The organism is Bradyrhizobium symbiodeficiens, from assembly GCF_002266465.3.
Lineage (GTDB): Bacteria > Pseudomonadota > Alphaproteobacteria > Rhizobiales > Xanthobacteraceae > Bradyrhizobium > Bradyrhizobium symbiodeficiens.
In genome coordinates, this window is sequence record NZ_CP029427.2 from 1,811,115 (window position 1) to 1,837,380 (window position 26,266).

25 protein-coding genes are annotated in these 26,266 nt (G+C 64.1%); 18 read left to right on the plus strand and 7 right to left on the minus strand.

Annotated elements, in window-relative coordinates:
- Nucleotides 1-37 precede the first annotated feature (37 nt).
- A complete protein-coding gene (locus CIT39_RS08285) occupies nucleotides 38-679 on the minus strand; it encodes an OmpA family protein (RefSeq protein WP_094975786.1) in 642 nt (213 codons plus the stop codon).
- Nucleotides 680-935: 256 nt separating this feature from the next.
- On the minus strand, nucleotides 936-1,139 hold the full coding sequence (locus CIT39_RS08290) for a hypothetical protein (protein ID WP_162308315.1): 204 nt from the start codon (nucleotides 1,137-1,139) through the stop codon (nucleotides 936-938).
- Nucleotides 1,140-1,197: 58 nt separating this feature from the next.
- Between CIT39_RS08290 and CIT39_RS08295 the strand changes: the two genes are divergently transcribed.
- Entirely contained in the window at nucleotides 1,198-2,364 is a 1,167-nt protein-coding gene (locus CIT39_RS08295) for a winged helix-turn-helix domain-containing protein (protein ID WP_094975784.1), read from the plus strand.
- Here CIT39_RS08295 and CIT39_RS08300 read toward each other — a convergent pair.
- Nucleotides 2,306-2,782 carry a ribosomal maturation YjgA family protein gene (locus tag CIT39_RS08300; RefSeq protein WP_244607544.1) on the minus strand — a complete coding sequence of 159 codons (477 nt, stop codon included), beginning with the start codon at nucleotides 2,780-2,782 and terminating at the stop codon, nucleotides 2,306-2,308. The genes CIT39_RS08295 and CIT39_RS08300 overlap by 59 nt on opposite strands.
- A gap of 77 nt (nucleotides 2,783-2,859) precedes the next feature.
- On the opposite strand from CIT39_RS08300, the gene CIT39_RS08305 reads away from it, so the two are divergent.
- The 10 genes from CIT39_RS08305 (at nucleotide 2,860) to CIT39_RS08350 (ending at nucleotide 17,025) form a co-directional block, all read left to right on the plus strand.
- Nucleotides 2,860-4,203, plus strand: a complete 1,344-nt coding sequence (locus tag CIT39_RS08305) for an MFS transporter (RefSeq protein ID WP_094975783.1) — start codon at nucleotides 2,860-2,862, stop codon at nucleotides 4,201-4,203.
- A 201-nt stretch (nucleotides 4,204-4,404) separates the two neighbouring features.
- A complete protein-coding gene (locus CIT39_RS08310) occupies nucleotides 4,405-5,511 on the plus strand; it encodes an efflux RND transporter periplasmic adaptor subunit (protein ID WP_094975782.1) in 1,107 nt (368 codons plus the stop codon).
- Nucleotides 5,512-5,694: 183 nt separating this feature from the next.
- Nucleotides 5,695-8,832 carry an efflux RND transporter permease subunit gene (locus CIT39_RS08315; protein WP_094975781.1) on the plus strand — a complete coding sequence of 1,046 codons (3,138 nt, stop codon included), beginning with the start codon at nucleotides 5,695-5,697 and terminating at the stop codon, nucleotides 8,830-8,832.
- Between the two features lie 34 nt (nucleotides 8,833-8,866).
- Entirely contained in the window at nucleotides 8,867-9,466 is a 600-nt protein-coding gene (locus CIT39_RS08320; RefSeq protein WP_094975780.1) for a TetR/AcrR family transcriptional regulator, read from the plus strand.
- Between the two features lie 139 nt (nucleotides 9,467-9,605).
- Nucleotides 9,606-10,229 carry a flavin reductase family protein gene (locus CIT39_RS08325; protein WP_094975779.1) on the plus strand — a complete coding sequence of 208 codons (624 nt, stop codon included), beginning with the start codon at nucleotides 9,606-9,608 and terminating at the stop codon, nucleotides 10,227-10,229.
- A 285-nt stretch (nucleotides 10,230-10,514) separates the two neighbouring features.
- A complete protein-coding gene (locus CIT39_RS08330; protein WP_162308412.1) occupies nucleotides 10,515-12,782 on the plus strand; it encodes an acyl-CoA dehydrogenase in 2,268 nt (755 codons plus the stop codon).
- Nucleotides 12,782-14,065 (plus strand): acetyl-CoA C-acetyltransferase, encoded by a 1,284-nt coding sequence (locus CIT39_RS08335; RefSeq protein WP_094975777.1) that lies wholly within the window; start codon nucleotides 12,782-12,784, stop codon nucleotides 14,063-14,065. Before CIT39_RS08330 ends, CIT39_RS08335 begins: the two co-directional genes overlap by 1 nt.
- A gap of 2 nt (nucleotides 14,066-14,067) precedes the next feature.
- The gene (locus tag CIT39_RS08340) at nucleotides 14,068-16,182 is read left to right on the plus strand and encodes a 3-hydroxyacyl-CoA dehydrogenase NAD-binding domain-containing protein (protein ID WP_162308413.1); all 2,115 of its coding nucleotides are present in this window, start codon (nucleotides 14,068-14,070) and stop codon (nucleotides 16,180-16,182) included.
- Between the two features lie 19 nt (nucleotides 16,183-16,201).
- Complete coding sequence (locus tag CIT39_RS08345) at nucleotides 16,202-16,612, plus strand: acyl-CoA thioesterase (protein WP_094975775.1); 411 nt, start codon at nucleotides 16,202-16,204, stop codon at nucleotides 16,610-16,612.
- A gap of 221 nt (nucleotides 16,613-16,833) precedes the next feature.
- Entirely contained in the window at nucleotides 16,834-17,025 is a 192-nt protein-coding gene (locus CIT39_RS08350) for a hypothetical protein (RefSeq protein WP_094975774.1), read from the plus strand.
- Between the two features lie 60 nt (nucleotides 17,026-17,085).
- Here the strand turns inward: CIT39_RS08350 and CIT39_RS08355 are convergent, their stop codons facing one another.
- A complete protein-coding gene (locus CIT39_RS08355; RefSeq protein ID WP_414645237.1) occupies nucleotides 17,086-17,490 on the minus strand; it encodes a nuclear transport factor 2 family protein in 405 nt (134 codons plus the stop codon).
- Nucleotides 17,491-17,593: 103 nt separating this feature from the next.
- A complete protein-coding gene (locus tag CIT39_RS08360) occupies nucleotides 17,594-18,046 on the minus strand; it encodes a nuclear transport factor 2 family protein (RefSeq protein ID WP_094975878.1) in 453 nt (150 codons plus the stop codon).
- A gap of 154 nt (nucleotides 18,047-18,200) precedes the next feature.
- On the opposite strand from CIT39_RS08360, the gene CIT39_RS08365 reads away from it, so the two are divergent.
- Nucleotides 18,201-18,887: an HAD family hydrolase gene (locus CIT39_RS08365; RefSeq protein WP_094975772.1), complete on the plus strand. Its 687-nt coding sequence runs from the start codon at nucleotides 18,201-18,203 to the stop codon at nucleotides 18,885-18,887.
- 92 nt (nucleotides 18,888-18,979) lie between these two features.
- Complete coding sequence (locus tag CIT39_RS08370; protein WP_094975771.1) at nucleotides 18,980-19,816, plus strand: DeoR/GlpR family DNA-binding transcription regulator; 837 nt, start codon at nucleotides 18,980-18,982, stop codon at nucleotides 19,814-19,816.
- Nucleotides 19,817-19,819: 3 nt separating this feature from the next.
- Here CIT39_RS08370 and CIT39_RS08375 read toward each other — a convergent pair whose 3' ends face one another.
- Together CIT39_RS08375 and CIT39_RS08380 are read right to left on the minus strand one after the other, a co-directional pair.
- Complete coding sequence (locus tag CIT39_RS08375) at nucleotides 19,820-20,236, minus strand: type II toxin-antitoxin system VapC family toxin (RefSeq protein WP_094975770.1); 417 nt, start codon at nucleotides 20,234-20,236, stop codon at nucleotides 19,820-19,822.
- A complete protein-coding gene (locus CIT39_RS08380) occupies nucleotides 20,236-20,487 on the minus strand; it encodes a type II toxin-antitoxin system prevent-host-death family antitoxin (protein ID WP_094975769.1) in 252 nt (83 codons plus the stop codon). The genes CIT39_RS08375 and CIT39_RS08380 overlap by 1 nt, the downstream gene beginning before the upstream one ends.
- A 280-nt stretch (nucleotides 20,488-20,767) precedes the next feature.
- On the opposite strand from CIT39_RS08380, the gene glpD reads away from it, so the two are divergent.
- Genes glpD through CIT39_RS08405 form a run of 5 tightly spaced genes read left to right on the plus strand, consistent with a single transcriptional unit; the run spans nucleotide 20,768 to nucleotide 26,260 of the window.
- On the plus strand, nucleotides 20,768-22,318 hold the full coding sequence (gene glpD, locus CIT39_RS08385; protein ID WP_094975768.1) for a glycerol-3-phosphate dehydrogenase: 1,551 nt from the start codon (nucleotides 20,768-20,770) through the stop codon (nucleotides 22,316-22,318).
- Nucleotides 22,315-23,454, plus strand: a complete 1,140-nt coding sequence (locus tag CIT39_RS08390; RefSeq protein WP_094975767.1) for an ABC transporter ATP-binding protein — start codon at nucleotides 22,315-22,317, stop codon at nucleotides 23,452-23,454. The genes glpD and CIT39_RS08390 overlap by 4 nt, the downstream gene beginning before the upstream one ends.
- Before the next feature lie 12 nt (nucleotides 23,455-23,466).
- Nucleotides 23,467-24,552 carry an ABC transporter ATP-binding protein gene (locus tag CIT39_RS08395; protein WP_094975766.1) on the plus strand — a complete coding sequence of 362 codons (1,086 nt, stop codon included), beginning with the start codon at nucleotides 23,467-23,469 and terminating at the stop codon, nucleotides 24,550-24,552.
- Nucleotides 24,552-25,454 (plus strand): carbohydrate ABC transporter permease, encoded by a 903-nt coding sequence (locus CIT39_RS08400; protein ID WP_094975765.1) that lies wholly within the window; start codon nucleotides 24,552-24,554, stop codon nucleotides 25,452-25,454. The genes CIT39_RS08395 and CIT39_RS08400 overlap by 1 nt, the downstream gene beginning before the upstream one ends.
- Nucleotides 25,454-26,260, plus strand: a complete 807-nt coding sequence (locus CIT39_RS08405) for a carbohydrate ABC transporter permease (RefSeq protein ID WP_094975877.1) — start codon at nucleotides 25,454-25,456, stop codon at nucleotides 26,258-26,260. Before CIT39_RS08400 ends, CIT39_RS08405 begins: the two co-directional genes overlap by 1 nt.
- Nucleotides 26,261-26,266 lie beyond the last annotated feature (6 nt).

Here is a 26,266-nt window from a genome sequence, read left to right on the forward strand (position 1 = left end):
CAGGCGGCGTGTCTTCGGTCGCGATCAAATCGAGAAATTATTTCGATGCGGTCTTGGTGTCCATGTTCACGACCTGGACGCGGCGGTTGATCGGGTCGGCGCCGTTGGCGGTATCCTTCAGCTTGGTCTTGCCGTAGCCGACGGTGACGAGATCGGTGCCGTTGAGGCCGTAGTTCTGCACCAGGTACTTCTTGATGGTGTCGGCGCGGCGCTCGGAGAGACCTTGATTGTACTCTTCGCCGCCGGTCGCGTCGGTGTGGCCGGCGACCACGAAGGTCGAGCCCTTGAGCGCCGGATCGGACAGCGCCTTGCCGAGTGCCTGCACCGAGGGCACCGAGGTCTTGGCGATATCGGCCGAGTTGTAGTCGAACTGTATCTCCAGATCGATCTTCGGCTTGGTCGCGGCGAGCTCGGCAATCTGCTCGCGCTCACCGGTCGAGAGCGAGCGGGTCGAGCGGTTACGCACAGTGTTCAGGAATGTCGATTCCTTGGCCTGCATCGCCGGATCGGCCTGCGGACCGGCGGACAGGCCGCGGGTCGCCGGCTTCGGCTTCAGTGCATCCAGGATCTGGCCTGTCGAGACGTTGTTGTCACCGGCCAGAGCCAGGCCCGCCGTCATCGACAGCGCGGCGGAGAGAGTTATCACCTTCAGTCCAAGGAACTTATCAAAACGGGTCATTGTCGTATCCTCGCTGTTTCGCCTGATAGCGATTTGATGCTGCGAGCATAGGGCAGGTTCAAAGGCCCTGATGTGATCTTGGTCACGGTGGCAACAGCCGCTTCAGGGCCGATCCTGGCGCATTTCCGGGCGTTCCGGACGTCGGACCGGCGCGTTTCGCCGTTACCCCCGGGGGGCGGGGCCGATCGCACCAATAGCAGTGGTCGCACTCGCCGCGGTGCGGGTTCAGGCGGCGGCGGTCCTCGGGTGATTGAAATCACGTTGAGGTGCGCGGGCCTTGGCTCCGGCAGCCCCGTTGTAGTGCATGCACGCGCTCTTCATCTTGCCATTGCTCATGCCGGTGTTGGCCATGGCCATTTCCTTGTTCGACGATGAAGTCGCAGAAGGCCATGATGGCGAAGTAGGCTTCGGCCGCTGCAACCGGCCGCGCTGTCAGCAGATGGCAGCGCGGCTTTTTCATTGCAGGTTCCGGTCAGGTTCTTTCTCCCGGCGCGAATCCCGCTACATTGCGTTCTGCAATGTCACGCGCGCCCAAATCGCTTCCCCTCACCACGTCACAGGCCCGGCAGATCTGGCTGCAAGCCCAGCGGCTGGATGAACGCGCCCCGTTCGGCGAGGGAGCACAGGCCGTCGCAGATGCGGTCGCCCATCTCGGCTACGTGCAGATCGACACCATCAACGTCATCGAGCGCTGCCACCATCACATCCTGTTCAGCCGTATCCCGTCCTACCGGCGCGCCGATCTGCGCCACGCCCAGAGCGTCGACAGAAGCGTGTTCGAGTATTGGACGCACGCGCTTTCCTACGTGCCCGCCGGCGACTTCCGTTTCTTCCTGCCGGCGATGCGCGAGCATCGCCGCGAAGGGCACAAATGGTTCGCCTCGGTGAAGCCTGCGGACACGCGCAAGGTGATGCGGCTGGTGCGTGCCGGGCCGCTGACGATCCGCGATATCGAGGACGACGTGCTCACCGAGAAGGAGCATCTGTGGCAGAGCCGCAAGCCGTCGAAGCGGGCGTTGCAGCTCGCCTTCTATACAGGCGCCGTGACCATCAGCGAGCGGCAGGGCATGCTCAAGACCTACGAGCTGATGACGCGTCATTTCGATTGGGACAAGCTCCCCAGGCCGGCGTCCGCTAAGGAGATTACGACCTATCTGCTCGACCGCGCATTGCGGTCGCAAGGCGTAGTGAGCCTCGATTCCGTCTGCCACCTCGATGCGCCGCGCAAGAAGGCAGTGGCCGGCCTGATCGCCTCCCGCGTCCGCCGCGGCGAGCTCGTGCCTGTCGCGATCGAAGGTGCCGGCAAGCAGGAGCATTGGGCGGCGCCGGCCACGCTCGAGGCGACCAGCGGGGTGGTCTCGCCCGACCTCGTCCACATCCTCTCGCCGTTCGATCCCCTGATCATCCAGCGCAAGCGCACCAATCTCATCTTCGGTTACAACCATTTGTTCGAGGCCTATGTGCCGAAGGCCAAACGCAAGCTCGGCTATTTTGCGCTGCCGGTGCTGGTCGGCGACGAGATCGTCGCCGCGCTCGATCTGAAGACCGATCGGCAGGCGAAGAAGCTGCTGATGCAGAAATGGACCTGGGTGGGGCAGGGCAAGAAGACGGCGGGGCGCAAGGAGCTCAAGCAGAAGATCGAGGGCGAGCTCGATCGTTTCGAGCGGTTTCAATTGGCGGAGTAGATTCCACTTCGGCGAGACGCGCGATCCAAGCGCCGAACACAATCCCGACAGCGTAGGCCACCAGATTCCACGGCGAGAAGATGCGCCCGAGCAGCAGCGCGCCGGCCGTGGTCAGCCGGAACGCATCGAGCCATGGCGTGTGCACCAGGCGGGAGAACTCGACGACGACGGCGATCATCGCCGCGACCGCCGCAATCTGCGTCCGGGTGAGGCGCGGCAGCAGAGCCCCGACCAGCAGAAACACCATCGTGGCCCACAACAGTGAGCCGCCATACTTCACGATGAACGCAGGCAGGCCGATCGGAAAGCCGTACCAGCGCAGGGACAGTCCACAGGCGATCACCGCGAGCGCGAGGGCGGCGCGGGTCAGCGATGTCCGTAACAGCGCAACAGGTTTATCCGGTTGCGTCCCGTGCATTGCTTGCTCCATTGACTCTTTGGCCACGATGCTGAAAACCGCAACCTGCCCATAAAAGCAACAACCCGGGGGAAGCCATGAGCCAGACCACCACTTATGCCGGTTCCGCCGGCGGCGCCAAGAACTTCAACAAGTCGGACATCGAGACTTCGACGATCCGCGCCATCTCCTGGCGCCTGATTCCGTTCCTGGTGCTGGCCTACTTCTTCTCCTATCTCGACCGCGTCAATCTCGGCTTCGCCGCGCTGACCATGAATGTGGAGCTGAAGTTCACGCCGCTGATCTTCTCCTGGGGCGCCGGCATCTTCTTCATCGGCTATTTCATCTTCGAGGTGCCGAGCAATCTGGCGCTCGAGAAGTTCGGTGCCAGCCGCTGGATCGCCCGCATCATGGTGACCTGGGGCATCATCTCGGCGCTGATGGCGCTCACGAGCGGTGTTACCAGCTTCTACGTCCTGCGCTTCCTGCTCGGCGTCGCCGAGGCCGGCTTCTTTCCCGGCATAATCCTCTATCTCACCTATTGGTATCCGGCCGAATATCGCGCCCGCTTCCTTGCGGCCTTCGCCATCGCCGTGCCGGTCTCGACCGTGATCGGTGCGCCGATCTCGGGCCTGCTGCTCGGGCTCGACGGCGCGATGGGCCTGAAGGGCTGGCAATGGCTCTTCATCATCGAAGGCATTCCCTCGGTGCTGCTCGGCATCGTTACCTGGTTCTATCTCACCGACAAGCCGGAGAAGGCGGATTGGCTGTCGGCCGAGCAGAAGGCGTGGCTGAAGGCGAAGCTCGATTCGGAAATCGCGGCCAAGCAAGCGGTGAAGCACCTTTCGCTCGGCGAGGCATTGTCCTCGCCGAAGGTGATCGCGCTCAGCCTGATCTATTTCGGCTTCGTCGGCGCGCTCTACGGCATGCAGTTCTGGCTGCCGCAGATCGTCAAGGCTTTCGGGCTGACCAACGCGCAGACCGGCTTCGTCACCGCGATCCCGTATCTGTTCGGCACGATCGCCATGATCCTGTGGGCGCGGCATTCCGATGCCACGCGCGAACGCGTGAAGCATGTCGGCGCGCCGCTGCTGCTCACCGCCGTCGCGCTCGCCGTCTCCAGCTTCCTCACGGATCCCACCATGACGATGGTGGTACTGACGGTGGCCGCGATCGGCGTGTTCTGCTGCTTCGGTGTGTTCTGGACCCTGCCGACCGCCTGGCTCTCCGGCACGGCGGCAGCGGGCGGCATCGCCCTGATCAACTCGATCGGCAACCTTGCCGGCTTCGGCGGGCCGTACCTGATCGGCTGGGTCAAGGAAGCCACCGGCCAGACCTCGACCGGCCTGTTGGTGCTCGCTGCGCTGCCCCTGATCGCCGGCATCCTGGCGTTCGTCGGTGGCCACGACAGCAAGCATGAGTTCGCCGAGCAGGGGCGGTAGAGGGCAATCCCCACCGTCGCGTAGCCTGGATGATCCAGGCTACGGACCTGTGCTCAGCCCTATCAGGGCACCTACCTCACCATGGTTCTTTCGACCCTTACCACCCCTTAACGATCACGCATTCCTGATAACTGACGATTATTGACTTTCATCAGTGATTAGTCGACATTGCTCTCAATCGCGATGCAGGAGTGTCCTTAGATGTTCGTCCGGTCGGTTTTGTCGAGCTATTCCAGGCTGTTGGCAGGTGTGTCGTTAGCCCTGATGGCGGCTGCGCTGGCCGGGTGCAATGACACCGTCGCCGAGAAGGCTGAGCCGCCGCGGCCGGTTCTGGTCGCAACCGCGCATTATGATGCCGAGACCCCGGAGCGCAGCTTCGTCGGCACCATCAGGCCGCGAATCGAGAGCGATCTCGGCTTCCGTGTCGCCGGCAAGGTCGCCAAGCGGCTCGTGGAAGTCGGCCAGACCGTCGAAATCGGCCAGCCGCTCGCGACCCTCGACGAGGTCGACCTGAAGCTCCAGGCCGAGCAGTCCGTCGCCGAGCAGACCGCCGCGACCGGCGTGCTGGCCCAGGCCGCCGCTGCCGAGCAGCGCGCCAAGGATCTGAAGGCCAAGGGCTGGACCACCGATGCCCAGCTCGACCAGAGCCGCGCCTCGGCCGACGAGGCCCGCGCGCGCCTGAACCGGGCTGAGCGGGCGGTCGAACTGACCAAGAACTCCCTTTCCTACGCGACGCTCAACGCCGACGCCCGTGGCGTCGTCACCGCAACGCTGATCGAGCCCGGCCAGGTGGTCTCCGCGGGCCAGGCTTCGATCCGCGTCGCCCGCTTTGCCGAAAAGGAAGCGGTCGTCGCGATCCCTGAGACGCTGGTTGGACGCGCCAAGTCGGGCGTCGCCAGCGTCACTCTTTGGTCGGAGCCGGGCAAGAAGTATACGGCCAAGCTGCGCGAGATCGCGCCGACGGCCGATCCGGCCACGCGCACCTATCTTGCGAAGTTCTCGCTGCCGGAGGCCGACGACAAGGTTTCGCTCGGCATGACCGCGACGCTGACGTTGTCGGACGCGGCCACCGAGCGCGTCGCGCGGCTGCCGCTGTCGGCCTTGTTCAACGAAGGCGGCAAGCCCTCCTTCTTCGTCGTCGACGATAACGGCGCGTTGACGCTGAAGCCGGTGGCAGTGAAATCCTACGAGAGCAACGACGTCGTCATCACCGGCGGTGTGGAAGAGGGCGCCAAGATCGTTACCCTCGGTGTGCAGAAGCTCGATCCGGGCCAGCGGGTGCGGGTTGTGTCGTCACTGTCCTTTTAAGTCTCGTTTTCGAGTTCGTCGTTGCAAGGCGAGTTTCGGCCCGAGCGCAAATGCGAAGGCTGAAGCGGCGAAGCGATCCAGAATCTGCCCAGCCCCCTGGATTGCTTCGCTGCCTCGCGATGACGGTTTGAACTGAGTGGCTGTCGTTATTTTGGCAATTGGATCGTCTTTTCGGAGAGAGCGATGAAGCGCTTCAACCTTTCGGCCTGGGCCGTCAGCCATCCGACGCTGGTTCTCTTCCTGATGATCATGCTCGGCGTCGCCGGCTTCTTCTCCTACGAGAAGCTCGGTCGGGCCGAGGATCCGTTCTTCACGGTCAAGGTGGTCAACGTCTCCGTGATCTGGCCGGGCGCGACCGCGCAGGAGATGCAGACCCAGGTCGCCGATCCCATCGAGAAGAAGATCCAGGAGCTGCCCTATTTCGAGAAGGTGCAGACCTATTCCAAGCCCGCCTTCACCGCGCTCCAGGTCACCTTCCGCGACTCCACGCCGCCGAAGGACGTGCCTTACCTCTTCTATCTCCTGCGCAAGAAGCTCGCCGACGTGCAGGGCCAGTTGCCGTCGGGCATCCTGGGACCCGTCGTCAACGACGAGTTCTCCGACGTCGATTCCATCCTCTACATGATGACCGGCGACGGCGCCGACTACGCCCAGCTCAAGAAGGTTTCCGAAGGCTTCCGTCAGCGCCTCCTGAAGGTGCCCGGCGTGACCAAGGTCGACGTCTACGGCAATCAGGACGAGCGCATCTTCGTCGAGTTCTCCCACGCCAAGCTCGCCACCCTCGGCATCACGCCGCAGGCGCTGTTCGACTCGCTCGCCAAGCAGAACAATGTGACGCCGGCCGGCACGGTCGAAACCTCCTCGCAGCGCGTGCCGCTGCGCGTCACCGGCGCCCTCGACGGCGCCAAGGCCGTCGCCGAAACGCCGGTCGAGAGCAACGGCCGCGTGTTCCGCCTCGGCGACATCGCCACCGTCACCCATGGCTATGTCGATCCGCCGAGCTTCGTCGTGCGCCAGGAAGGCAAGGCCGCGATCGGCATCGGCGTCGTCACCGCCAAGGGCGCTAACATCCTCGAGCTCGGCAAGGAGGTCGAGAAGGCGACGGCCGAATTCATGAAGGCGGTGCCGCAGGGCATCGACGTCAAGCTGATCGCCGACCAGCCCAAGGTCGTCGAGCACGCCGTCAGCGAGTTCGTGCACTCCTTCATGGAAGCGCTCGTCATCGTGCTGTTCGTCTCGTTCCTGGCACTGGGCTGGCGCACCGGCATCGTGGTTGCGCTGTCGGTGCCGCTGGTGCTCGGCATCGTCTTCATCGTCATGAACATGATGTCGCTCGACCTGCACCGCATCACGCTGGGTGCGCTGATCATCGCGCTCGGCCTGCTCGTCGACGACGCCATCATCGCGGTCGAGATGATGGTCGTGAAGATGGAGCAGGGCTGGGACCGCATGCGCGCGGCGTCGTTTGCCTGGGAATCTACCGCGTTTCCGATGCTCACGGGAACGCTGGTCACGGCCGCTGGCTTCCTTCCCATCGGCTTTGCCAATTCGGCGGTCGGCGAATATGCCGGCAGTATCTTCTGGATCGTGGCGATCGCGCTGGTCGCCTCCTGGTTCGTGGCGGTGATCTTCACGCCCTATATCGGCGTCATGCTGCTGCCCAACATCAAGGTGCACCAGAATCACGATCCGCACGCGGTCTACGAGACCCGCATGTACCGGGGCCTGCGCGCCATCGTGCAATGGTGTGTCAATCACCGCATCACCGTGGTGGTCGCGACCGTCGGCGTCTTCATCGCCTCGGTCGTCGGCTTCGGCCATGTCCAGCAGCAGTTCTTCCCGCTGTCGGAGCGGCCCGAGTTGTTCTTCCAGTTGCGCCTGCCTGAGGGCACCGCCTTCAACGTCACCGAGAAGGCGGTGAAGAAGGCCGAGACGCTGCTGAAGGACGACAAGGACATCGAGACCTACACGTCCTATGTCGGCCAGGGCTCGCCGCGCTTCTGGCTCGGCCTCAATCCGCAGTTGCCGAACGAGGCCTTTGCCGAGATCGTCATCGTCGCCAAGGGCGTCGAGGGGCGCGAGCGCGTCAAGGCCAAGATCGAGAACGCGGTTGCGGACGGCATGCTGTCCGAGGCGCGCGTCCGCGTCGATCGCTTCAACTTCGGCCCGCCGGTCGGCTTCCCCGTGCAGTTCCGCGTGATCGGTCCCGACGCCAACAAGGTGCGCGAGATCGCCTACCAGGTCCGCGACGTCATGCGGCAGAACAAGAGTGTCAAGGACGTCCAGCTCGACTGGAACGAGCAGTCGCCCTACCTCAAGCTCGTCGTCGACCAGGATCGTGCCCGCGCCCTGGGCCTGACCCCGCAGGACGTGTCGCAGGCGCTCGCGCTGCTGATCTCGGGCTCGCAGGTCACGACCGTGCGCGACGGCATCGAGAAGGTCGGCGTGGTGGCCCGTGCGGTCCCGTCCGAACGCCTCGACCTCGGCGGCGTCGGCGATCTCACCATCACCTCGCGCAACGGCGTTGCCGTGCCCCTGCAGCAGGTCGCCAAGATCGAATATTCCCACGAAGAGCCGATCATGTGGCGGCGCAACCGCGACATGGCGATCACCGTGCGCTCCGACGTGGTCGACGGCGTGCAGGCGCCCGACGTCACGGGCCAGATCACCCCGAAGCTGAAGGCGATCAAGGACCACCTCGAGCCGGCCTACCGGATCGAGGCGGGCGGCGCGTTCGAGGAATCTGCCAAGGGCAACGCCTCGATCTTCGTCCTCTTCCCGCTGATGGTCATGGTGATGCTGACGCTGCTGATGATCCAGCTGCAGAGCTTCTCGCGCCTGATCCTGGTGTTCCTGACCGCGCCGCTCGGCATCGTCGGCGCCTCCTTCGGCCTCAACGTCGCCAATGCCCCGTTCGGCTTCGTGGCGCTGCTCGGCCTGATCGCGCTTGCCGGCATGATCATGCGCAACACGGTCATCCTGGTCGACCAGATCGAGACCGACGTCTCGCACGGCCTGACCCGACGCGAGGCGATCGTGGAGGCCACCGTGCGCCGCGCCCGCCCGGTGGTGCTGACTGCGCTCGCGGCCATCCTCGCCATGATCCCGCTGTCGCGCTCGGCCTTCTGGGGCCCGATGGCGATCACCATCATGGGTGGCCTGTTCGTCGCGACCTTCCTGACGCTGCTGTATTTGCCGGGCCTCTATGCACTTTGGTTCCGGAAGAGCCTGGACGAGGCGGGTACTCCCGAGCAGCCTGCCGCGCCGCAGCATGGCAGCGATGAACATCCGGCAATTCCGCTTGCTGAAGCGGCTGAATAAGTGAGATGAAGTGCTGGCGAACGAGTCCTGAAAGATGACACTGGTTGCGGAACATATCGAAGGCGACACCCGGGATCGTATTCTCGAGGTGGCCGAGCGGCTGTTCCGCCAGATCGGCTACCAGAAGACCACGGTCGGGGACATCGCTAAGGAGCTCAGGATGAGCCCCGCCAACGTGTATCGCTTCTTCGAATCGAAGAAGGCGATTCATCAGGCGGTGGCGCGGGGTTTGATGGGCGAGGTCGAGCTCGAGGCGCAGCGGATCGTGGCGAAGCCCGGTCCGGTGCCGGAGCGCTTCCGTGAGCTGCTCACCACCATCCATCGCATGAACACCGAGCGCTATGTCGGCGACAACAAGTTGCACGAGATGGTCGAGATCGCAATGCAGGAGGATTGGCAGGTTTGCGTCAATCACATGGAGTGTATTGGCGGCTTTGTCGGCCAGATGATCGCTCAGGGCGTCGCCTCGGGCGATTTCGAGGCACCCGATCTCCAACTGGCCGCGCTCTGCTCCTGTACCGCGATGATGCGGTTCTTCCACCCCCAGATGATCGCCCAATGTGCCACCAAGCCGGGCCCGACCATCGACCAGATGATCGATTTCGTCATCGCGGGTCTGTCGCCGCGCCACTGACGGGCGGAGGAATTTCTCCTATAAGCAAGCTGACGTAGCCCGGATGGAGCGAAGCGCAATCCGGGATTTTTGGCGTTGTGCTTGCGGTCCCGGATTTCGCTTCGCTCCATTCGGGCTACCAGGAACAGGAAAGACCCGCGTGACCGACAAAGACCTGTACTTCTACGAGCCCTCCAAGGGCCACGGCCTCAAGCACGATCCCTTCAACGCCATCATCGCGCCCCGGCCGATCGGCTGGATCTCCTCCCGCGATACCAAGGGCCACGTCAACCTCGCGCCCTACAGCTTCTTCAACGCCTTCTGCTACGTGCCGCCGATCATCGGCTTCTCCTCCACCAATTGGAAAGACACGGTCGAGAACATCCAGCAGACCGGCGAGTTCGTCTGGAATCTCGCCACCATGGACCTCGCCAAGCACATGAACGCGACCGCCGCGCATGTCGCCCCTGAGGTCGACGAATTCGAGATCGCGGGCCTCACCGCCGTGCCCGGCAAGCTCGTCAATGTACCGCGCGTCGGCGAGAGCCCCGTCGCCTTCGAGTGCAAAGTGTCCGACATCGTCCGCCTCAAGGGCGCCGACGGCAAGGAAGCCGACGCCTGGCTGACGCTGGGCGAGGTCGTCGCCGTCCACATCGACAAAGCCATGATCAAGGACGGCGTCTACCAGACCGCCGCCGCCCGCCCGATCGTCCGCGCCGGCCGCCGCGGCGACTACTTTGAGATCAAGCCGGAAAACCTGTTCGAGATGGTGCGGCCGGATTAGGGTCGGCCAAACTCTCTCCTGTCATTCCGGGGCGACGCGTAGCGTCGAGCCCGGAATCCATAACCACGATCGGGAGTATGGATTCCGGGCTCGCGCCAAGAGGCGCGCCCCGGAATGACGGCGAGACATTCAGCCCCATTCCCTTCCCGGAACTGCTCCCGCGTCCCGGCCGTTATTGGCTAGGGCGGCCGCCCGGCCGCGTCAATGTCGCAGGCGAAGTCTTCACCCCCGCCAGCCACTTTTCCGCTAAAATGCCGCCAACCGCGCCGATGCATGAGGTCAGCCATGAGCTTCCGCCGCGACACCATCACCAAGCCGATCTTCTCCTGGGCGCGCGGCGTGCTGCCGGCGATGTCCGACACCGAACGCGAGGCGCTGGAGGCGGGCGACGTCTGGTGGGATGCCGATCTCTTCACTGGCAACCCAGATTGGGCGAAACTGCTAAAGGTGCCGCAGGCGACGCTGACCTCCGAGGAGCGGGCCTTCCTCAACGGACCCGTCGAAGAGCTCTGCGCCATGCTCGACGAGTGGAAGATCTTTTGGGAATGGCGCGACCTGCCGCCTGATGTCTGGCACTTCGTCAAGCGCGAAAAGTTCTTCGGTATGATCATTCCGAAGGAATTCGGCGGCCTTGGCTTCTCGCCCTATGCCCATTCGGAAGTCGTGCGCAAGATCTCGACCCGCTCGATTGCGGCGGCCGTCACGGTGATGGTGCCGAATTCACTCGGGCCCGGCGAGCTGCTGATGCATTTCGGCACCAAAGAGCAGCGGGAGCGGTGGCTGCCGCGCCTCGCCGACGGCCGCGACATTCCCTGCTTCGGCCTCACCAGTCCTGAAGCAGGCTCCGACGCCGCTTCCATGGTCGACACCGGCATCATCTGCAAGGGCACCTTCGAGGACCGCGAGGTCGTCGGCCTCAGGCTCAATTGGCACAAGCGCTACATCACGCTCGGCCCCGTCGCGACGCTGCTGGGCCTCGCCTTCAAGGCCTATGATCCCGACCACCTCGTGGGCGACCAGGAGGAGCTCGGCATTACCGTGGCGCTGATCCCGACCCATCTGCCCGGTGTCGAGATCGGCCGGCGCCACCTGCCGTCGATGCAGGTCTTCCAGAACGGCCCGAACCGGGGCCGCGACGTCTTCATTCCGCTCGATTACGTCATCGGGGGCAAGGAGCGGCTGGGGCAGGGCTGGAAGATGCTGATGACCGCACTTGCAGCCGGCCGCGGCATCTCGCTGCCGTCGCTCTCGGCGGCCGGTGCCGCCTATGCCGCGCGCACCACCGGCGCCTATGCCCGCATCCGAGAGCAGTTCGGCATCTCGATCTCCAAGTTCGAAGGCGTCGAGGAGCCGCTCGCGCGCATCGTCGCCACCGCCTACCAGCTGGATGCGGCGCGGCGGTTGACCTGCGCGGCGCTCAACGCCGGCATTCATCCGGCTGTCATATCCGGCATCATGAAGCTGCACGCCACCGAGCGGATGCGCACAGCGGTCGACGACGCCATGGACATTCATGGTGGCAAGGCCGTGATCGACGGTCCGCAAAACTATCTCGGCAATCTGCACCGCGCCGTGCCGGTCGGGATTACGGTCGAGGGTGCCAACATCCTGACCCGCAATCTCATCGTGTTCGGGCAGGGCGCCATCCGCGCACATCCCTATCTGCTCGCCGAGATGAATGCGCTGGCCGATACCGATCGCGAGCGTGGTCTCACCGCCTTCGACAAGACGTTCTGGAAACATGTTGGCCACAGCTTCGAGACGCTGTTGCGTGCCTTCGGCCGGAGCTGGAGCTTTGGTGCCTTCGCGCCGGCACCGAACGCAGGCGACGCCACGCCATTCTATCGCCAGCTCTCGCGCTATTCGGCGGCGTTCGCGCTCTGCGCGGACATGGCGCTGCTGACGCTCGGCGGCGCACTCAAGCGCAAGGAGATGCTGTCGGCGCGCTTCGGCGATATCCTCTCTGAACTTTATCTCCTGTCTGCCGCGCTGAAACGCTGGCAGGACGAAGGCCGGCAGAAGGAAGACTTTGCCGCGCTGGAATGGTGCATGGCGACGGGATTCAAAACCATCGAGAACCGGCTTGCCGAAATCCTCGCCAACCTGCCCAATCGCCTCGTCGCCGGCTTCCTCAAGTTCGTGGTCCAGCCGTTCGGCGCCCGCGTGCTCGGCCCCTCCGACCGTGTCGTGCACCAATGTGCAAGCCTTGTGCTGGAGCCCTCGGCCGCGCGCGAGCGCCTCACGCCGGATCTGGCCCATGTCGATGATGATGGCGGCTTCGCCCGGCTGGAGCATGCGTTCAAGCTGGTTACCGCCACCGACGCGATCGCTAAGCGCATGCGTGCCGCGCACGTCCGCGACTGGAAGGACGCCGTGACCAAGGGTGTGATCACGCAGGCCGAGGGTGAGCAGCTTGCCGCCGCTCACGAAGCGGTCACAAAAGTCATTGAGGTCGACGATTTTGCGCCGGAGACGCTGTCGCCGATTTACAAGAAAACCGGAGACGTGCATCAGTTCTTCCAGGAACTGGGTGAACAGAGAGCGGCGAGCTGATGGCACGACCGGTTTTCATCGTCGACGGCAGCCGGACGCCGTTTCTGAAGGCGCGCTCGGGGCCTGGACCGTTCACGCCGGTGGACCTTGCCGTGCAATGCGGACGGCCGCTGCTGGCGCGCCAGCCGTTTGCACCAGCGGATTTCGATCAGGTCATCCTCGGCTGTGTCAACGTGATCGCGGACGAGATGAACCCAGCCCGCGTCGCCGCGCTCCGGCTCGGCATGGGCGAGGACATGGTCGCCTTCACCGTGCAGATCAATTGCGGCTCCGGCATGCAGTCGATCGACACCGCCTATCGCTATATCCGCGAAGGCCATGCCGACATGATTTTGGCTGGCGGCACCGAAGCGCTGAGCCATGCGCCGCTGGTTTGGCCGAACTCCGGCGTGCGCTGGTTCGCCGGTCTTGCCACCGCCAGGGGCGTGGCGGCGAAGCTGGCCGCTGCGTTCAAGCTGCGTCCGCGCGATCTCAAGCCGATCATCGGCCTCGAGCGCGGGCTGACCGATCCCGTCACCGATCTGAACATGGGCCAGACCGCCGAGGTCGTCGGCCATCTCTTCGGCATCACGCGCGCCCAGTCCGATGCCTATGCCGCCGAAAGCCATCGCCGGCTCGCGCATGCGCAAGGCGCGGGATTTCTCAAGGGCGAGGTCGAGACCGCGTTCTCCCGCGACGGCAAGTTCTTCGACCATGACGACGGCGTACGCCCGGATTCAACGCCCGAGACGCTGGCAAAGCTGCGGCCGGTATTCGAACGTCCCTGGGGCCAGGTCACCGCCGGCAATTCCTCGCAGATCACCGACGGCGCCTCCTGGGTGATCCTGGCCTCCGACGCCGCGGTCGCAAAGCACGGACTGACGCCGAAGGCGGCCATCGTCGACAGCAACTGGGCGGCGCTCGATCCCAGCATCATGGGGCTCGGTCCGGTGATGTCGGCGACTCCTCTGCTTCAGCGCAACGGCCTCACCATCAAGGACGTGGAGACCTGGGAGCTGAACGAAGCCTTCGCCACGCAGGTGCTCGGCTGCTTGGCTGCCTGGAACGACGACAAGTTCTGTCGCGAGATTCTCGGCCTCGACGGCGCGGCCGGCGAGATCGATCGTGACAAGCTCAATGTCGATGGCGGCGCGATCTCGCTCGGCCATCCCGTCGGCACCTCCGGCAACCGCATCGTGCTGCATCTCGTCAACGCAATGAAGCGGCTCGGCACGCGGCGCGGAATTGCCACCGAATGCATCGGCGGCGGGCTTGGCGGTGCCATGCTGATCGAGGCGGTGTGACCATGGATTCGAAGATCATGACCGCGCTGGGCGACCGCGTGCTGGAGCTGGGACCCAAGCCGGCGACGGACATTCCGTACAAGCACCTTAAGCTCACGCGCGATGAGGACGGCGTGGCCTGGCTGCTATTCGACCGCGCGGACGCCAGCGCCAACACACTGTCCTCGGACGTGATGGAGGAGTTCGACGCCGTGCTCGCGGTGATCGAGACCGAACGTCCGGCCGGCCTCGTCATCCGCTCCGCCAAACCATCCGGCTTCATCGCCGGCGCCGACGTCAACGAATTCCGCGGTGCCAGCGATCCCGGGATCGCCAGCGATCCCGAGATGGTCGAGACGCGCATCCGCGCCGCGCATGCGGTGGTCGATCATCTCGAAGCCTTGAACCTGCCGACGGTCGCCGTGATCCACGGCTTCTGCCTCGGCGGCGGCCTCGAGGTTGCGCTCGCCTGCCAGTCGCGCATCGCGATCGACGGGGCGCGCTTCGGCTTCCCGGAGGTGATGCTCGGCCTGCATCCCGGCCTCGGCGGCACCGCGCGTTTCACCGCGTTGGTCAATCCCACCCAATCGATGGCGCTGATGCTGACCGGCCGCACCATCGATGCGCGCCGCGCCAAATCGCTCGGCCTCGTCGACACCGTGACGCAGGAGCGTCATGTCCGGGGCGCGGTGAAGGACGCACTGTTCGGCCGGCTGAAGCGGGCCAAGCCCGGCTTGCTCACGCGTGCGGCCAATTTCGGCTTCGTGCGCGGTCTCCTGGCGAAGCGCATGCGGTCGGAGGCGGCGAAGGCGGCGTCCCGGGAGCATTATCCGGCGCCTTACGCGCTGATCGATCTCTGGGAGACCCATGGCGGCAGTAAGGCCGCGATGCTGAAGGCAGAGCAGGCTTCGTTCGCCAGGCTGATGGTGACGCCGACCGCCCAGAACCTGATCCGGGTCTTCTTCCTGCGCGAGCAGATGAAGAAGGCGGCCGGCAGCGGCAACGCCATCAAGCACGTTCACGTCATCGGCGCCGGCGCCATGGGTGGCGACATCGCGGCTTGGGTAGCCGGGCAGGGGCTGCGCGTCTCGCTCGCCGACATGAAAGCCGAGCCGATCGCGGGCGCCGTGAAGCGCGCCGCCGAACTCTACGGCAAGATCATCCGCAAACCGACGGAGGTGCGCGACGCGCTCGATCGTCTGATCCCCGACATGGATGGGGAGGGCGTCCGCAATGCCGATCTCGTCATCGAGGCGGTGCCGGAAAAGCTCGAGCTCAAACAGAAGGTCTATGCCGGCCTCGAGCCGCGGATGAAACCGGGGGCAATCCTTGCCACCAACACTTCGAGCATTCCGCTTCAGGATCTGCGCACCACGCTGGCGCGGCCGGAGCGGCTGGTCGGCCTACACTTCTTCAATCCGGTGTCGCGGCTGCAACTGGTCGAGGTCGTCAGTCACGACGGCAACGCCCCACAGGTGCTGAAGGAGGCGCTGGCTTTCGTCGGCGTGATCGATCGCCTGCCGCTATCAGTGAAGAGCTCGCCTGGATTCCTCGTCAACCGCGCGCTGACGCCGTACATGCTCGAAGCCATGGTGATGCTGGACGAGAAGATCGACCAGCGCCTGATCGACGCCGCGGCCGAACAGTTCGGCATGCCGATGGGGCCGATCGAACTCGCCGACCAGGTCGGGCTCGACATCTGCCTCGACGTCGGCGACATGCTGCGCACAAAGTTCGGTGACCTCCTGCCGCCCACACCCGCATGGTTGCGCGAAAAAGTCGCCAAGGGCGAGCTCGGCCGCAAGACCGGCAAGGGCTTTTATACCTGGAAGGACGGCAAGGCCGAGAAGGCACCGCTCCCCGAGACCGGTCCGCGCGTCACCGACCAGATGATCGACCGCCTGATGCTGCCGATGTCCAATGTCTGCGTTGCGGCCCTTCGCGAGGGCATCGTCGACGATCCTGATGCGGTCGACGGCGCCATGATCTTTGGTACCGGCTACGCACCGTTCCGCGGCGGTCCCCTGAATTACGCGCGCTCGCGCGGGGTGGAGAATGTCGTATCCACCCTGCGCGCGCTGGCCGGACGATTCGGCGAGCGTTTCGCGCCCGATCCGGGCTGGGACAATTTCAAGTGAGAGCTTCAAGAGAAACCCGATGACCGAGAAGTCCGACAGCGCGCCGCGCGGCGATCTCTGCATCCGCACGCTGGCGATGCCCGCCGACACCAACGCCAATGGCGACATCTTCGGCGGCTGGCTGCTCAGCCAGATGGACGTCGGCGGCGGTGTGTTCGCATCCAAGGTCGCGAAGTCGCGCACCGTCACCGTCGCGATCGAGGCGATGAATTTTCGCAAGGCCGTCTACGTCGGCGACCTCGTCTCGGTCTATGCCAACCTCGTCCGCGTCGGCCGCACCTCTTTGACGGTGCATCTGGAAGCCTGGGCGTTGCGGCGCGGCGAGGAGCATCCGTTGCTCGTCACCGACGGCAATTTTACGTATGTCTCGATCGACGAGCACGGCCGTCCGCAGGAAGTCCGCTCGACCGAGACGCCGGTCGCGACCTAATCGCGCGCGGCTTTGCGTCCCATCTCACGAAGAGTTGCAGCTCGCCAAACGCGGCGCGGATGAGTCAACGCGTCGCGGCTTCGCCAACAACCGGTCATAAAACGGATGAGGTCCCGGCGTACCCATGCGCGAGTCGATTCGGGGTGGAAACCGGTTGATTTGCCCTGGGAACCAAAGGGCAGAGATGCCGTTATTTGCCCGCATTGAGGAATCTACGGGCCATGCCGGACAGCTACATCATTGAAGTGAACTCGGAGACCGCAGGCATCGTCGTTCGCGGCCAGGGCGGCTACTGCTTCTTCGCTTCGTCCCACCAATTCAATCGCCTCGAAGGCCAACTCTTCCGCAACGCCCGCGAAGCCGAACGCGCCGCGCGCAAACTGGTTAACGGCGATGTGAAGGCGGCGGCGTAAGCGCCGTACGCGTCATTCCGGGACGCGCTGGCAGGCGCGGCCCGGAATCGCGTTGTCGCATCACAGTTTCGTCGCGGAGCGCGACAGCAGCTTCCAATCGTCGCCCTGCTTCAGCCAGTTCATCAGGATGTGAAGGCTGTTTGTCACTTTCTGTCCGCCGGTCATCATCTCGGCCAGCCAGTGGAAGCGTACGATCGCGGCGGGACCGACGATCTTGATGGTTGGATCCTTGTACGTAATCGACAGGAACTCGGTCTTGCCGTCGGTGGCGTTGGCGACGAAGGCCGCCTTGTCCTCGAGGAAGCCGCTGGAATGGCTGTAGCTCAAATCGTCCGCGCACAGCGTGCCGAGCGCCTTCGGATCGGCCGCGATCTGGGCGAGGCGAAATGCCTCGACGTTCTTTGCCACCGCCTCGTGGTCCGTCATCATATCCTCCGTCCTTGATCTTCTCGCCGCCATCGCCATAGCCGATGCAAAGTATCGGCGGCCTTAAGCACGGCGATCGAAGCCGCGTATGCCACCCCCTCCCCGGTCTGAACACCCTAAAGGGGAGGGGCAAGTCGTCACATCACAATTTCGTCGCGGCCCGCGACAACAGCCTCCACTCGTCGCCCTGCTTCTGCCAGTTCATCAGAATGTGAAGGTTGGTCGACACTTTCTTCCCATCGGCCGCCATCTCCTGCTCGGCCATCCAGTGGAAGCGCACGATCGCGGCAGGACCGACGACCTTGATCGTGGGATCCTTGTAGTCGATTGAGAGGAATTTCGACTTGCCGTCGGTGGCGTTGGCGACGAAGGTCGCCTTGTCCTCGACCTTGCCGCTGGAATGGCTGTAGCTGAGATCGTCCCAGCACAGTGCGCCGAGCGCCTTGGGATCGGCCGCGATCTGGGCGAGGCGGAAGGCCTCGACCTTCTTCGTCACGGCGTCCTCGTCCGCCGAAGCGGCGAGCGCCGGTGTCGTGAGCGCAAGCGCGGAGACGGCAAGAGTCGAGAGAGCCAGATCGCGTCGGTTGATCGTCATCGTTTCCTCCTTTTTGATCTTGCGAGGAGTGTTGCAGCCGCGCGCGGCTTTGTCGAGCGTCACGCCGTCGTCGTCAGCATGCGTCATTGCGCGGTCGAAGCCTTATTGATACGTCTCGGGCATCAATGCGCCGCGGATTTGGGAAAGTACGGAAATGATCGAAGCCACAACGGACGCAATGGGCAGGGCCTTGCTGTTCGACATCGACGGCACGCTGGCCGACACCGACCCGCTGCACTTGAAGGCGTTCAACCAGGTGCTCGGCCCTCACGGTCATGTCTTCGATCACGCGCGCTTCTCCAGAGAGCTGCAAGGTTTCGCCAATGTCGCGATCGGCGAGCGCTTTCTGCCGGACGAGGCGCCGGAGCGGCGCGCCTCGATCCTCGACGAGAAGGAGGAAGTCTTCCGCGCGCTCGTGGCCGGGCAGATCGAGCCGCTACCGGGCCTGATGGCGCTGCTTGACCGTGCGGACGCTGCCGGCATTCCCATGGTGGCCGTGACCAACGCGCCGCGTCTCAATGCCGAGCTGCTGCTCTCAGGCCTCGGTGTCACGCATCGTTTCAAGGCGCTCGTGATCGGTGCCGAGCTGCCGCACGGCAAGCCGCATCCGCTGCCCTATCAGGAAGGGCTGCGTTTCGTCGGTGCGAGCGCAGGGGCCTCGATCGCATTCGAGGACTCCCGCACCGGTATACAATCGGCCACGGCGGCCGGCATTCCGACCATCGGCGTCCGGACCAGCCTCAGCCATGCTGACCTGGTTGCAGCCGGCGCCATCGCATCCGCCAGCGCCTTCGACGATCCGCAGCTGCTCGCGCATCTCGCGAGCGCCATGACTTGGTAAGAGATGGCGTGGTGTTAACCGTGATCGGCGCGCGCATTGACCGCAGCCGCTAACCGCCGCACCATGCATCATTCTGATTTGAGGCCTTTGCCGTGACCGGACTGACCCATCGCCAAGCCGAAATCCTCAACATCGCGCGGGCCTCTGGCCGCGTCATGGTCGAGGAGCTCGCGCGCCGCTTCGAAGTCTCGGCGCAGACCATCCGCAAGGATCTCAACGACCTCTGCGAGCGGAGATCGCTGACCCGCATCCATGGCGGCGCCATCATCGCCTCCGGCGTCGAAAACCTCGCCTATGAGGCGAGGCGCTTCGTCGCGGCCGACGAGAAGAAGGCGATTGGAGCTGCCGCCGCATCGCTGATCCCGAACGGCTGCTCGCTGTTCATCAACATCGGCACCACGACTGAGGAGGTCGCGAGCGCGCTGACCTCGCATGAGGATCTCCTCGTCATCACCAACAATCTGAACGTCGCGATGCTGCTCTACCGCCATCCCCGCATCGAGGTCGTCGTCGCTGGCGGCACGGTGCGGCGCGCCGACGGCGCCGTGGTCGGCTCCACCGCGACGCAGCTGATCGGCCAGTTCAAGGTCGACTACGCCATCATCGGCGCGTCCGCGATCGACGAGGAGGGCGCGCTGCTCGACTTCGATTATCGCGAGGTGCAGGTCGCCCAGGCCATCATCGCCAATGCCCGCAGCGTGATGCTGGTTGCCGATTCCACAAAACTCCGCCGCAGCGCGCCGGTGCGCATCGCCCATATCACGCAGATCCAAACCTTCGTCACCGACCAGGAACTGCCCGAGCGCCTCGCCACCATCTGCCACGGCAAGGGCATCGAGGTGATGGCGGCTATGCCGAAGGACGCTTCCGATATCGATGACGCCCAGGCCGAGGTGCAGGAAGCCTCGCCGGTGGTGCGGCTGCGCTAGGGCTTATTGACCATTCCACGGGTTGATCAACGTCACGCCCGTAGGTTCGAAGTCCCCCACATTGCGCGTAACAACCGTCAGGCCGTGGACAAGCGCGGTTGCTGCAATGAGGGCGTCGCGTTCAGCCCGCGGATTGGGAACGTGAAGTTGCGCACAACGCTGCGCGACCGGCGTATCGATCGCCAGGATTCGTCCTTCGAAGCGAGCCAGAATGTGATCGTCTATCCAGGCGCGCAGGACGGCTCCTTGCGCGGCGTCTTTGCGCTCGATCAGGCGCGCGCCAAGTTCAATTTCGAGAACCGAGATCGCGGACATGAAAAAATCCGCTGCAGGCACAGCATTGGCCCAAGCGAGGACATTGCGATCAGCCCTGTCCGGCCGTCTCAGCTCGGAAATGACATTGGTGTCCAGCAGGAACATCAGTCGAGATCGGCGGGCCTGGAGATGTCGCCGGCGATCCGAGGCGGATCGAAATCAAACTCCGCGTTCTCTTGCGCCAGAGCTTCCGCAAGGCTCATGTGCCCGCCGCTCAGGCGCAGATAGTCCTCGATCGTCAGCAAGACATGGGCCGGGCGACCGCGATCCGTGATGAAGACGGGCCCCTCCGAGGCCGCCTTCTTGGCGCCGCTCGTATCTTGGTTGAATTCCCGGCTGGTCAGGGTGGTCACCATCGTCAGCGCCTCCTCAGCTAACTGGCTTAATTATATGTAGACACGTTACTACATTCAAGTTGGTAGGCAGATCCGCTGACGCGGGTTCTGGTCCATGCCAATCAATCGAGCCAATTGCCTCTCAACTTGCCCGTTCTCCTGCCGATTTCTCCGGCGCCTTGGTCTTGAATGAGTTCCTCTTTCACTTCCATTTCCCTCTCTTTCATCTTGCTTTCGTTTCTCCCTGTGATCTAATCAGAAGCGAAAGTAGCCGCCCGACGGAAGGGGCGGCCGCCGGGGGATGCGTCTGTTGGAGCGTATTTTCGACCTCGCCATCATTGGAGGCGGTGTTAATGGCTGTGGCATCGCGCGCGACGCGGTGGGCCGCGGCAACACTGTTTTCCTGTGTGAAATGAACGATTTGGCGAGCGGGACGTCGTCCTGGTCGACCAAGCTGGTCCATGGCGGCCTGCGCTATCTCGAATATTACGAGTTTCGCCTGGTTCGCGAAGCGCTGATCGAGCGTGAGATCCTCTGGGGCATCGGGCCCCACATCATCCGCCCCTTGCGTTTCGTATTGCCGCATCACGCCGGCCTGCGCCCGGCCTGGCTGCTGCGTCTCGGCCTCTTCCTCTATGACCACATCGGCGGCCGTCATTTGCTGCCCGCGACCCGCTCGGTCGATCTCCGGCGTGACGAGGTCGGCAAGCCGCTGATCCCGAACCGCTACTCCCGCGCCTTCGAGTATTCCGACTGCTTCGTCGACGACGCCCGTCTCGTCGTGCTCAATGCGCGCGATGCCGCCGACAAGGGTGCCGAGATCCGCACCCGCACCCGCGCAACGGATATCAAGCAGTCCGACGGTCTCTGGACCGTGAGCATGATCGACACGCTGACCGGTGAGCGGTCGCAGATCCGGGCAAAGGCCCTGGTCAATGCCGGCGGCCCCTGGGTCGAGGATGTGCTCGGCCGCGGCGCCGGCGTCAATGCGAAAGCCAAGGTGCGCCTGGTGCAGGGCTCGCACATCGTGGTCAGGAAGCTCTACGACCACGACCGCGCCTACATGTTCCAGAACGCCGACGGCCGCATCATCTTCGTGATCCCGTACCAGGACGACTTCACCCTGATCGGCACCACCGACCGCGATTATGACGGCGATCCCGCCAAGGTGAAGGCGACGCCGGAGGAGATTCAGTATCTCTGCACCGCGGCGAGCGAATATCTGGCGAAGCCCGTGACGCCGGACGACGTGGTTTGGACCTATTCCGGTGTGCGGCCGCTCTATGATGACGGCGCCAGCGAAGCCAAGGCCGCGACGCGGGACTACGTGTTCGAGCTCGACACGCCCGGCGGCGTGCCGCTGCTGTCGATCTATGGCGGCAAGATCACCACCTATCGCCGCCTCGCCGAGGAGGCGCTGGAGCGGCTCGCGCCCTATCTTCGCAGCGCAAAAGCGCGAGAGGGCTGGACCGGGAAATCGCCGCTGCCCGGCGGCGACATGAATGTCTCCGACATCGACGGCCTGATCGCCGAGCTGCAGCGCGGCTATCCCTTCCTCAGCCACGAGCACGCCAGGCGGCTCGCGCGCGCCTATGGCACCAAGGCCATCAAGCTGCTCGGCGACGCCAAATCATCGGCCGATCTCGGCCAGGCTTTTGGTGCGACGTTGACCGAGCGCGAGGTCCGCTACCTCATGGCCAATGAATGGGCCATGACCGCCGAGGACGTCGTCTGGCGCCGTTCCAAGCTCGGCCTGCGACTATCTGCCGACGAGATCGCTGCGCTTGACGACTGGATTGCAACCCACGCTGTGCCGCAAAGTCCCCTGCTGGAAGCGGGAGGACGCTCATGACCGTGACACTCGATCACGTGACCCGGACCGTCGACGGTGTCGAGCACATCCGCGATGTCTCGCTGACGCTCGAGAGCGGCACGCTCAATGTGCTGCTTGGGCCGACGCTGTCCGGCAAGACCTCGATCATGCGGCTGCTCGCCGGGCTCGACAAGCCGACATCGGGCAAGGTGCTGGTCAACGGCAAGGACGTCACCGGCGTCGATGTGCGCAAGCGTTCGGTCGCGATGGTCTATCAGCAGTTCATCAATTATCCCTCGCTGACGGTCTATGAGAACATTGCCTCGCCCCTGCGCGTGCAGGGCAAGCCGCGTGACGAGATCGAGACGCGCGTGGCGGAGGCCGCAAGACTGCTCCGGCTCGAGCCGTTCCTCAAGCGCACGCCGCTGCAGCTTTCCGGTGGCCAGCAGCAGCGTACCGCGATGGCGCGCGCGCTGGTCAAGGGTGCCGATCTCGTGCTGCTCGACGAGCCGCTCGCCAATCTCGACTACAAGCTGCGCGAGGAGCTGCGCACCGAGCTGCCGCGCATCTTCGAGGCCTCGGGCGCGATCTTCGTCTATGCCACCACCGAGCCGACCGAAGCGCTGCTGCTCGGCGGCAACACGGTGTGCATGTGGGAGGGGCAGGCGCTCCAGATCGGCGAGACGCCGAGCGTCTACCGCCGTCCGCAGACCCTGCGGGTTGCGCAGGTGTTTTCCGATCCGCCGCTCAACCTCGTCGGCATCGAGAAGAAGAACGGCTCCGTGCAATATGCGGGAGGCATCGCCGCACCGGCGTCCGGTCTCTATTCATCGCTGGCCGATGGTGCCTATCGCGTCGGCTTCCGGGCGCATCAGCTTGCGCTTGCCAATGGCGAGGCCGACCGGCACGCCTTCCATGCCACGGTCACGGTGACCGAGATCACCGGTTCGGAGAGTTTCGTGCATCTGACCCGCGACGGATCGAACTGGGTGGCGGTGCTGCACGGTGTGCACGAATTCGAACCCGGGCAGACGCTCGATGCCGTGCTCGATCCCAACGACGTTTTCGTCTTCGATGCCGCCGACCGTCTGGTCGCGGCTCCAAGCATAGCGTTTTCAAGCGAAGTGCGTAGCGGTTCGCGCGAAGAAAACGCGTCAACCAAAAAAAGCTCGTGAGGGAGATGCGCCATGGCCCGCATTGACCTCGTCGATCTCGCCCATTCCTACGGCGGCAATGACGCAGCCCCGGACAGCTTTGCGCTGAAGCCGGTGACCATGACCTGGCGCCAGGGCGGCGCCTATGCGCTGCTGGGGCCGTCCGGCTGCGGCAAGACCACGCTGCTCAACGTTATCTCCGGCATCATCACGCCGTCGCGGGGGAAAATCCTGTTCGACGGCGAGGACATCACACCGCTGTCAACCCAGAAGCGCAACATCGCCCAGGTGTTCCAGTTTCCGGTGATCTACGACACCATGACGGTGGGGCAGAACCTGGCGTTTCCGCTGAAGAACCGTGGCGTGCCGAAGGCCGATATCGACAAGCGCGTCGCCGAGATCGGCCGTCTGCTCGACCTCGAACCCTATCTGAACCGCAAGGCGACGCGGCTCACGGCGGACGCCAAGCAGAAGATCTCGCTCGGCCGTGGTCTCGTCCGCTCCGACGTCGCCGCCGTGCTGTTCGACGAGCCGCTGACCGTGATCGATCCCGAGCTGAAATGGCAGCTCCGCTCCAAGCTGAAGGCGCTGCATCGCGAGCTCGACCTCACGATGATCTACGTCACCCACGACCAAACTGAGGCGCTGACCTTCGCCGACACCGTGGTCGTCATGCATGACGGCCGCGTGGTGCAGAGCGGCACCCCGGCTGAGCTCTTCGACAAGCCGGCGCACACCTTCGTCGGCTATTTCATCGGCTCGCCCGGCATGAACATCATTCCGGCCGAGGTGAGGGGGCGCGAAGCCAAGGTCGGCAGCCATGTCATTGCGCTGGGCCGCAGCTATGACAACCTGCCTGCGGGCGCCAAGATCGAAATCGGCGTGCGTCCGGAATTCATCGATGTAGTCGCGCCGGCGCCCGGCTTGCTTACCACGAAGATCGACCGCATCGACGATCTCGGCCGCATCCGCTTCGCGCGCGTCCGCGTCGGTGATGCAAAACTCGCGGCGCGCGCGCCTGCTGGCTTCACGTCATCGGACGGCAACGCCGGATTGAAATTCGATCCGTCGCATATCCACGTTTATGCCGACAGCCTTCTGGTGGAAGGAGCCGCCTGATGGACAAGACCGTCAACCAAAAAGCCTGGTTCCTGGTGCTGCCGGTGTTCCTGGTCGTCGCCTTCTCGGCTGTGCTGCCGCTGATGACGGTGGTGAACTATTCGATGCAAGACACTTTCGGCAACAACCAGTTCTTCTGGAACGGTGTCGGCTGGTTCAAGGAATTGCTCGATCCCTCGACCGATCTCGGTGGCCGCTTCCTGGCTTCCCTCGGCCGCAATCTGTTCTTCTCGCTGGTGATCCTCGCCATCGAAGTCCCGCTCGGCATCGTCATCGCCCTGTCGATGCCGCGCCAGGGCTGGACCGTGGCGGCCTGCCTCGTCATCCTCGCGCTGCCGCTGCTGATTCCGTGGAACGTGGTCGGCACCATCTGGCAAATCTTTGGCCGTCCCGACATCGGCCTGATGGGCTATGTCCTCAACCACATCGGGCTCGACTACAATTACGTCTCCAATGAGATCGATGCCTGGATCACCGTCATCGTGATGGACGTCTGGCACTGGACCAGCCTCGTCGCGCTGCTCTGCTATGCCGGCCTGAAGTCGATCCCCGAGGCCTATTATCAGGCGGCGCAAATCGACGGCGCCTCGCGCTGGGCCGTGTTCAAGGCGATTCAGTTGCCGAAGATGAATCGCGTGTTGCTGATTGCGGTGCTGCTGCGCTTTATGGACTCGTTCATGATCTACACCGAGCCGTTCGTCGTCACCGGCGGCGGCCCCGGCAATTCCACCACCTTCGTGTCGATCGAGCTGGTCAAGATCGCACTCGGGCAATTCGACCTCGGCAAGGCGGCTGCGCTCTCGCTGGTCTATAACCTGATCATCCTGATCGTCTGCTGGATCTTCTATACCGTCATGACCAATGCGGGCTCCGAGCGGAAGCAGCAGGAAGGAGCCGCGTGATGCATTCGATCCCCGGCCGCCGCATCATCATGGCGCTGTTCCTGATCTTCCTGCTGTTGCCGATCTACTGGCTCGTCAACATGAGCTTCAAGACCAACGCCGAGATCGTCTCGACGATGACGCTTTGGCCGCATACCCCGACACTGCAGCACTACAGGCGTATCTTCACCGATGAGAGCTGGTATTCCGGCTACATCAACTCGCTGGAATACGTCGTCCTCAACACCATCATCTCGATCTCGGTGGCGCTGCCGGCGGCTTACGCCTTCTCGCGCTACCGCTTCCTCGGCGACAAGCACCTATTCTTCTGGCTGCTGTCGAACCGCATGGCACCGGCGGCGGTCTACGCGCTGCCGTTCTTCAACCTCTATTCGGCGATCGGGCTGTTCGATACGCCCTGGGCGGTGGCGCTCGCGCATTGCATCTTCAACGTGCCCTTGGCGGTCTGGATCCTCGAAGGCTTCGTCTCCGGTGTGCCGCGCGAAATCGACGAGACCGCCTTCCTCGACGGCTATTCCTTCCCGCGCTTCTTCATCAAGATCCTGGTGCCGCTGATCGCGAGCGGCATCGGCGTCGCCGCCTTCTTCTGCTTCATGTTCTCGTGGGTCGAGCTGCTGCTCGCGCGCACGCTGACCTCGGTGTCGGCCAAGCCGATCGCTGCGATCATGACGCGCACGGTGTCGGCGGCCGGCATGGATTGGGGCCTGCTGGCTGCCGCTGGTGTGCTCACCATCATTCCGGGCGCGCTCGTGATCTGGTTCGTCCGCAATTACATCGCGAGCGGTTTCGCGCTCGGTCGGGTCTAGGGAGGC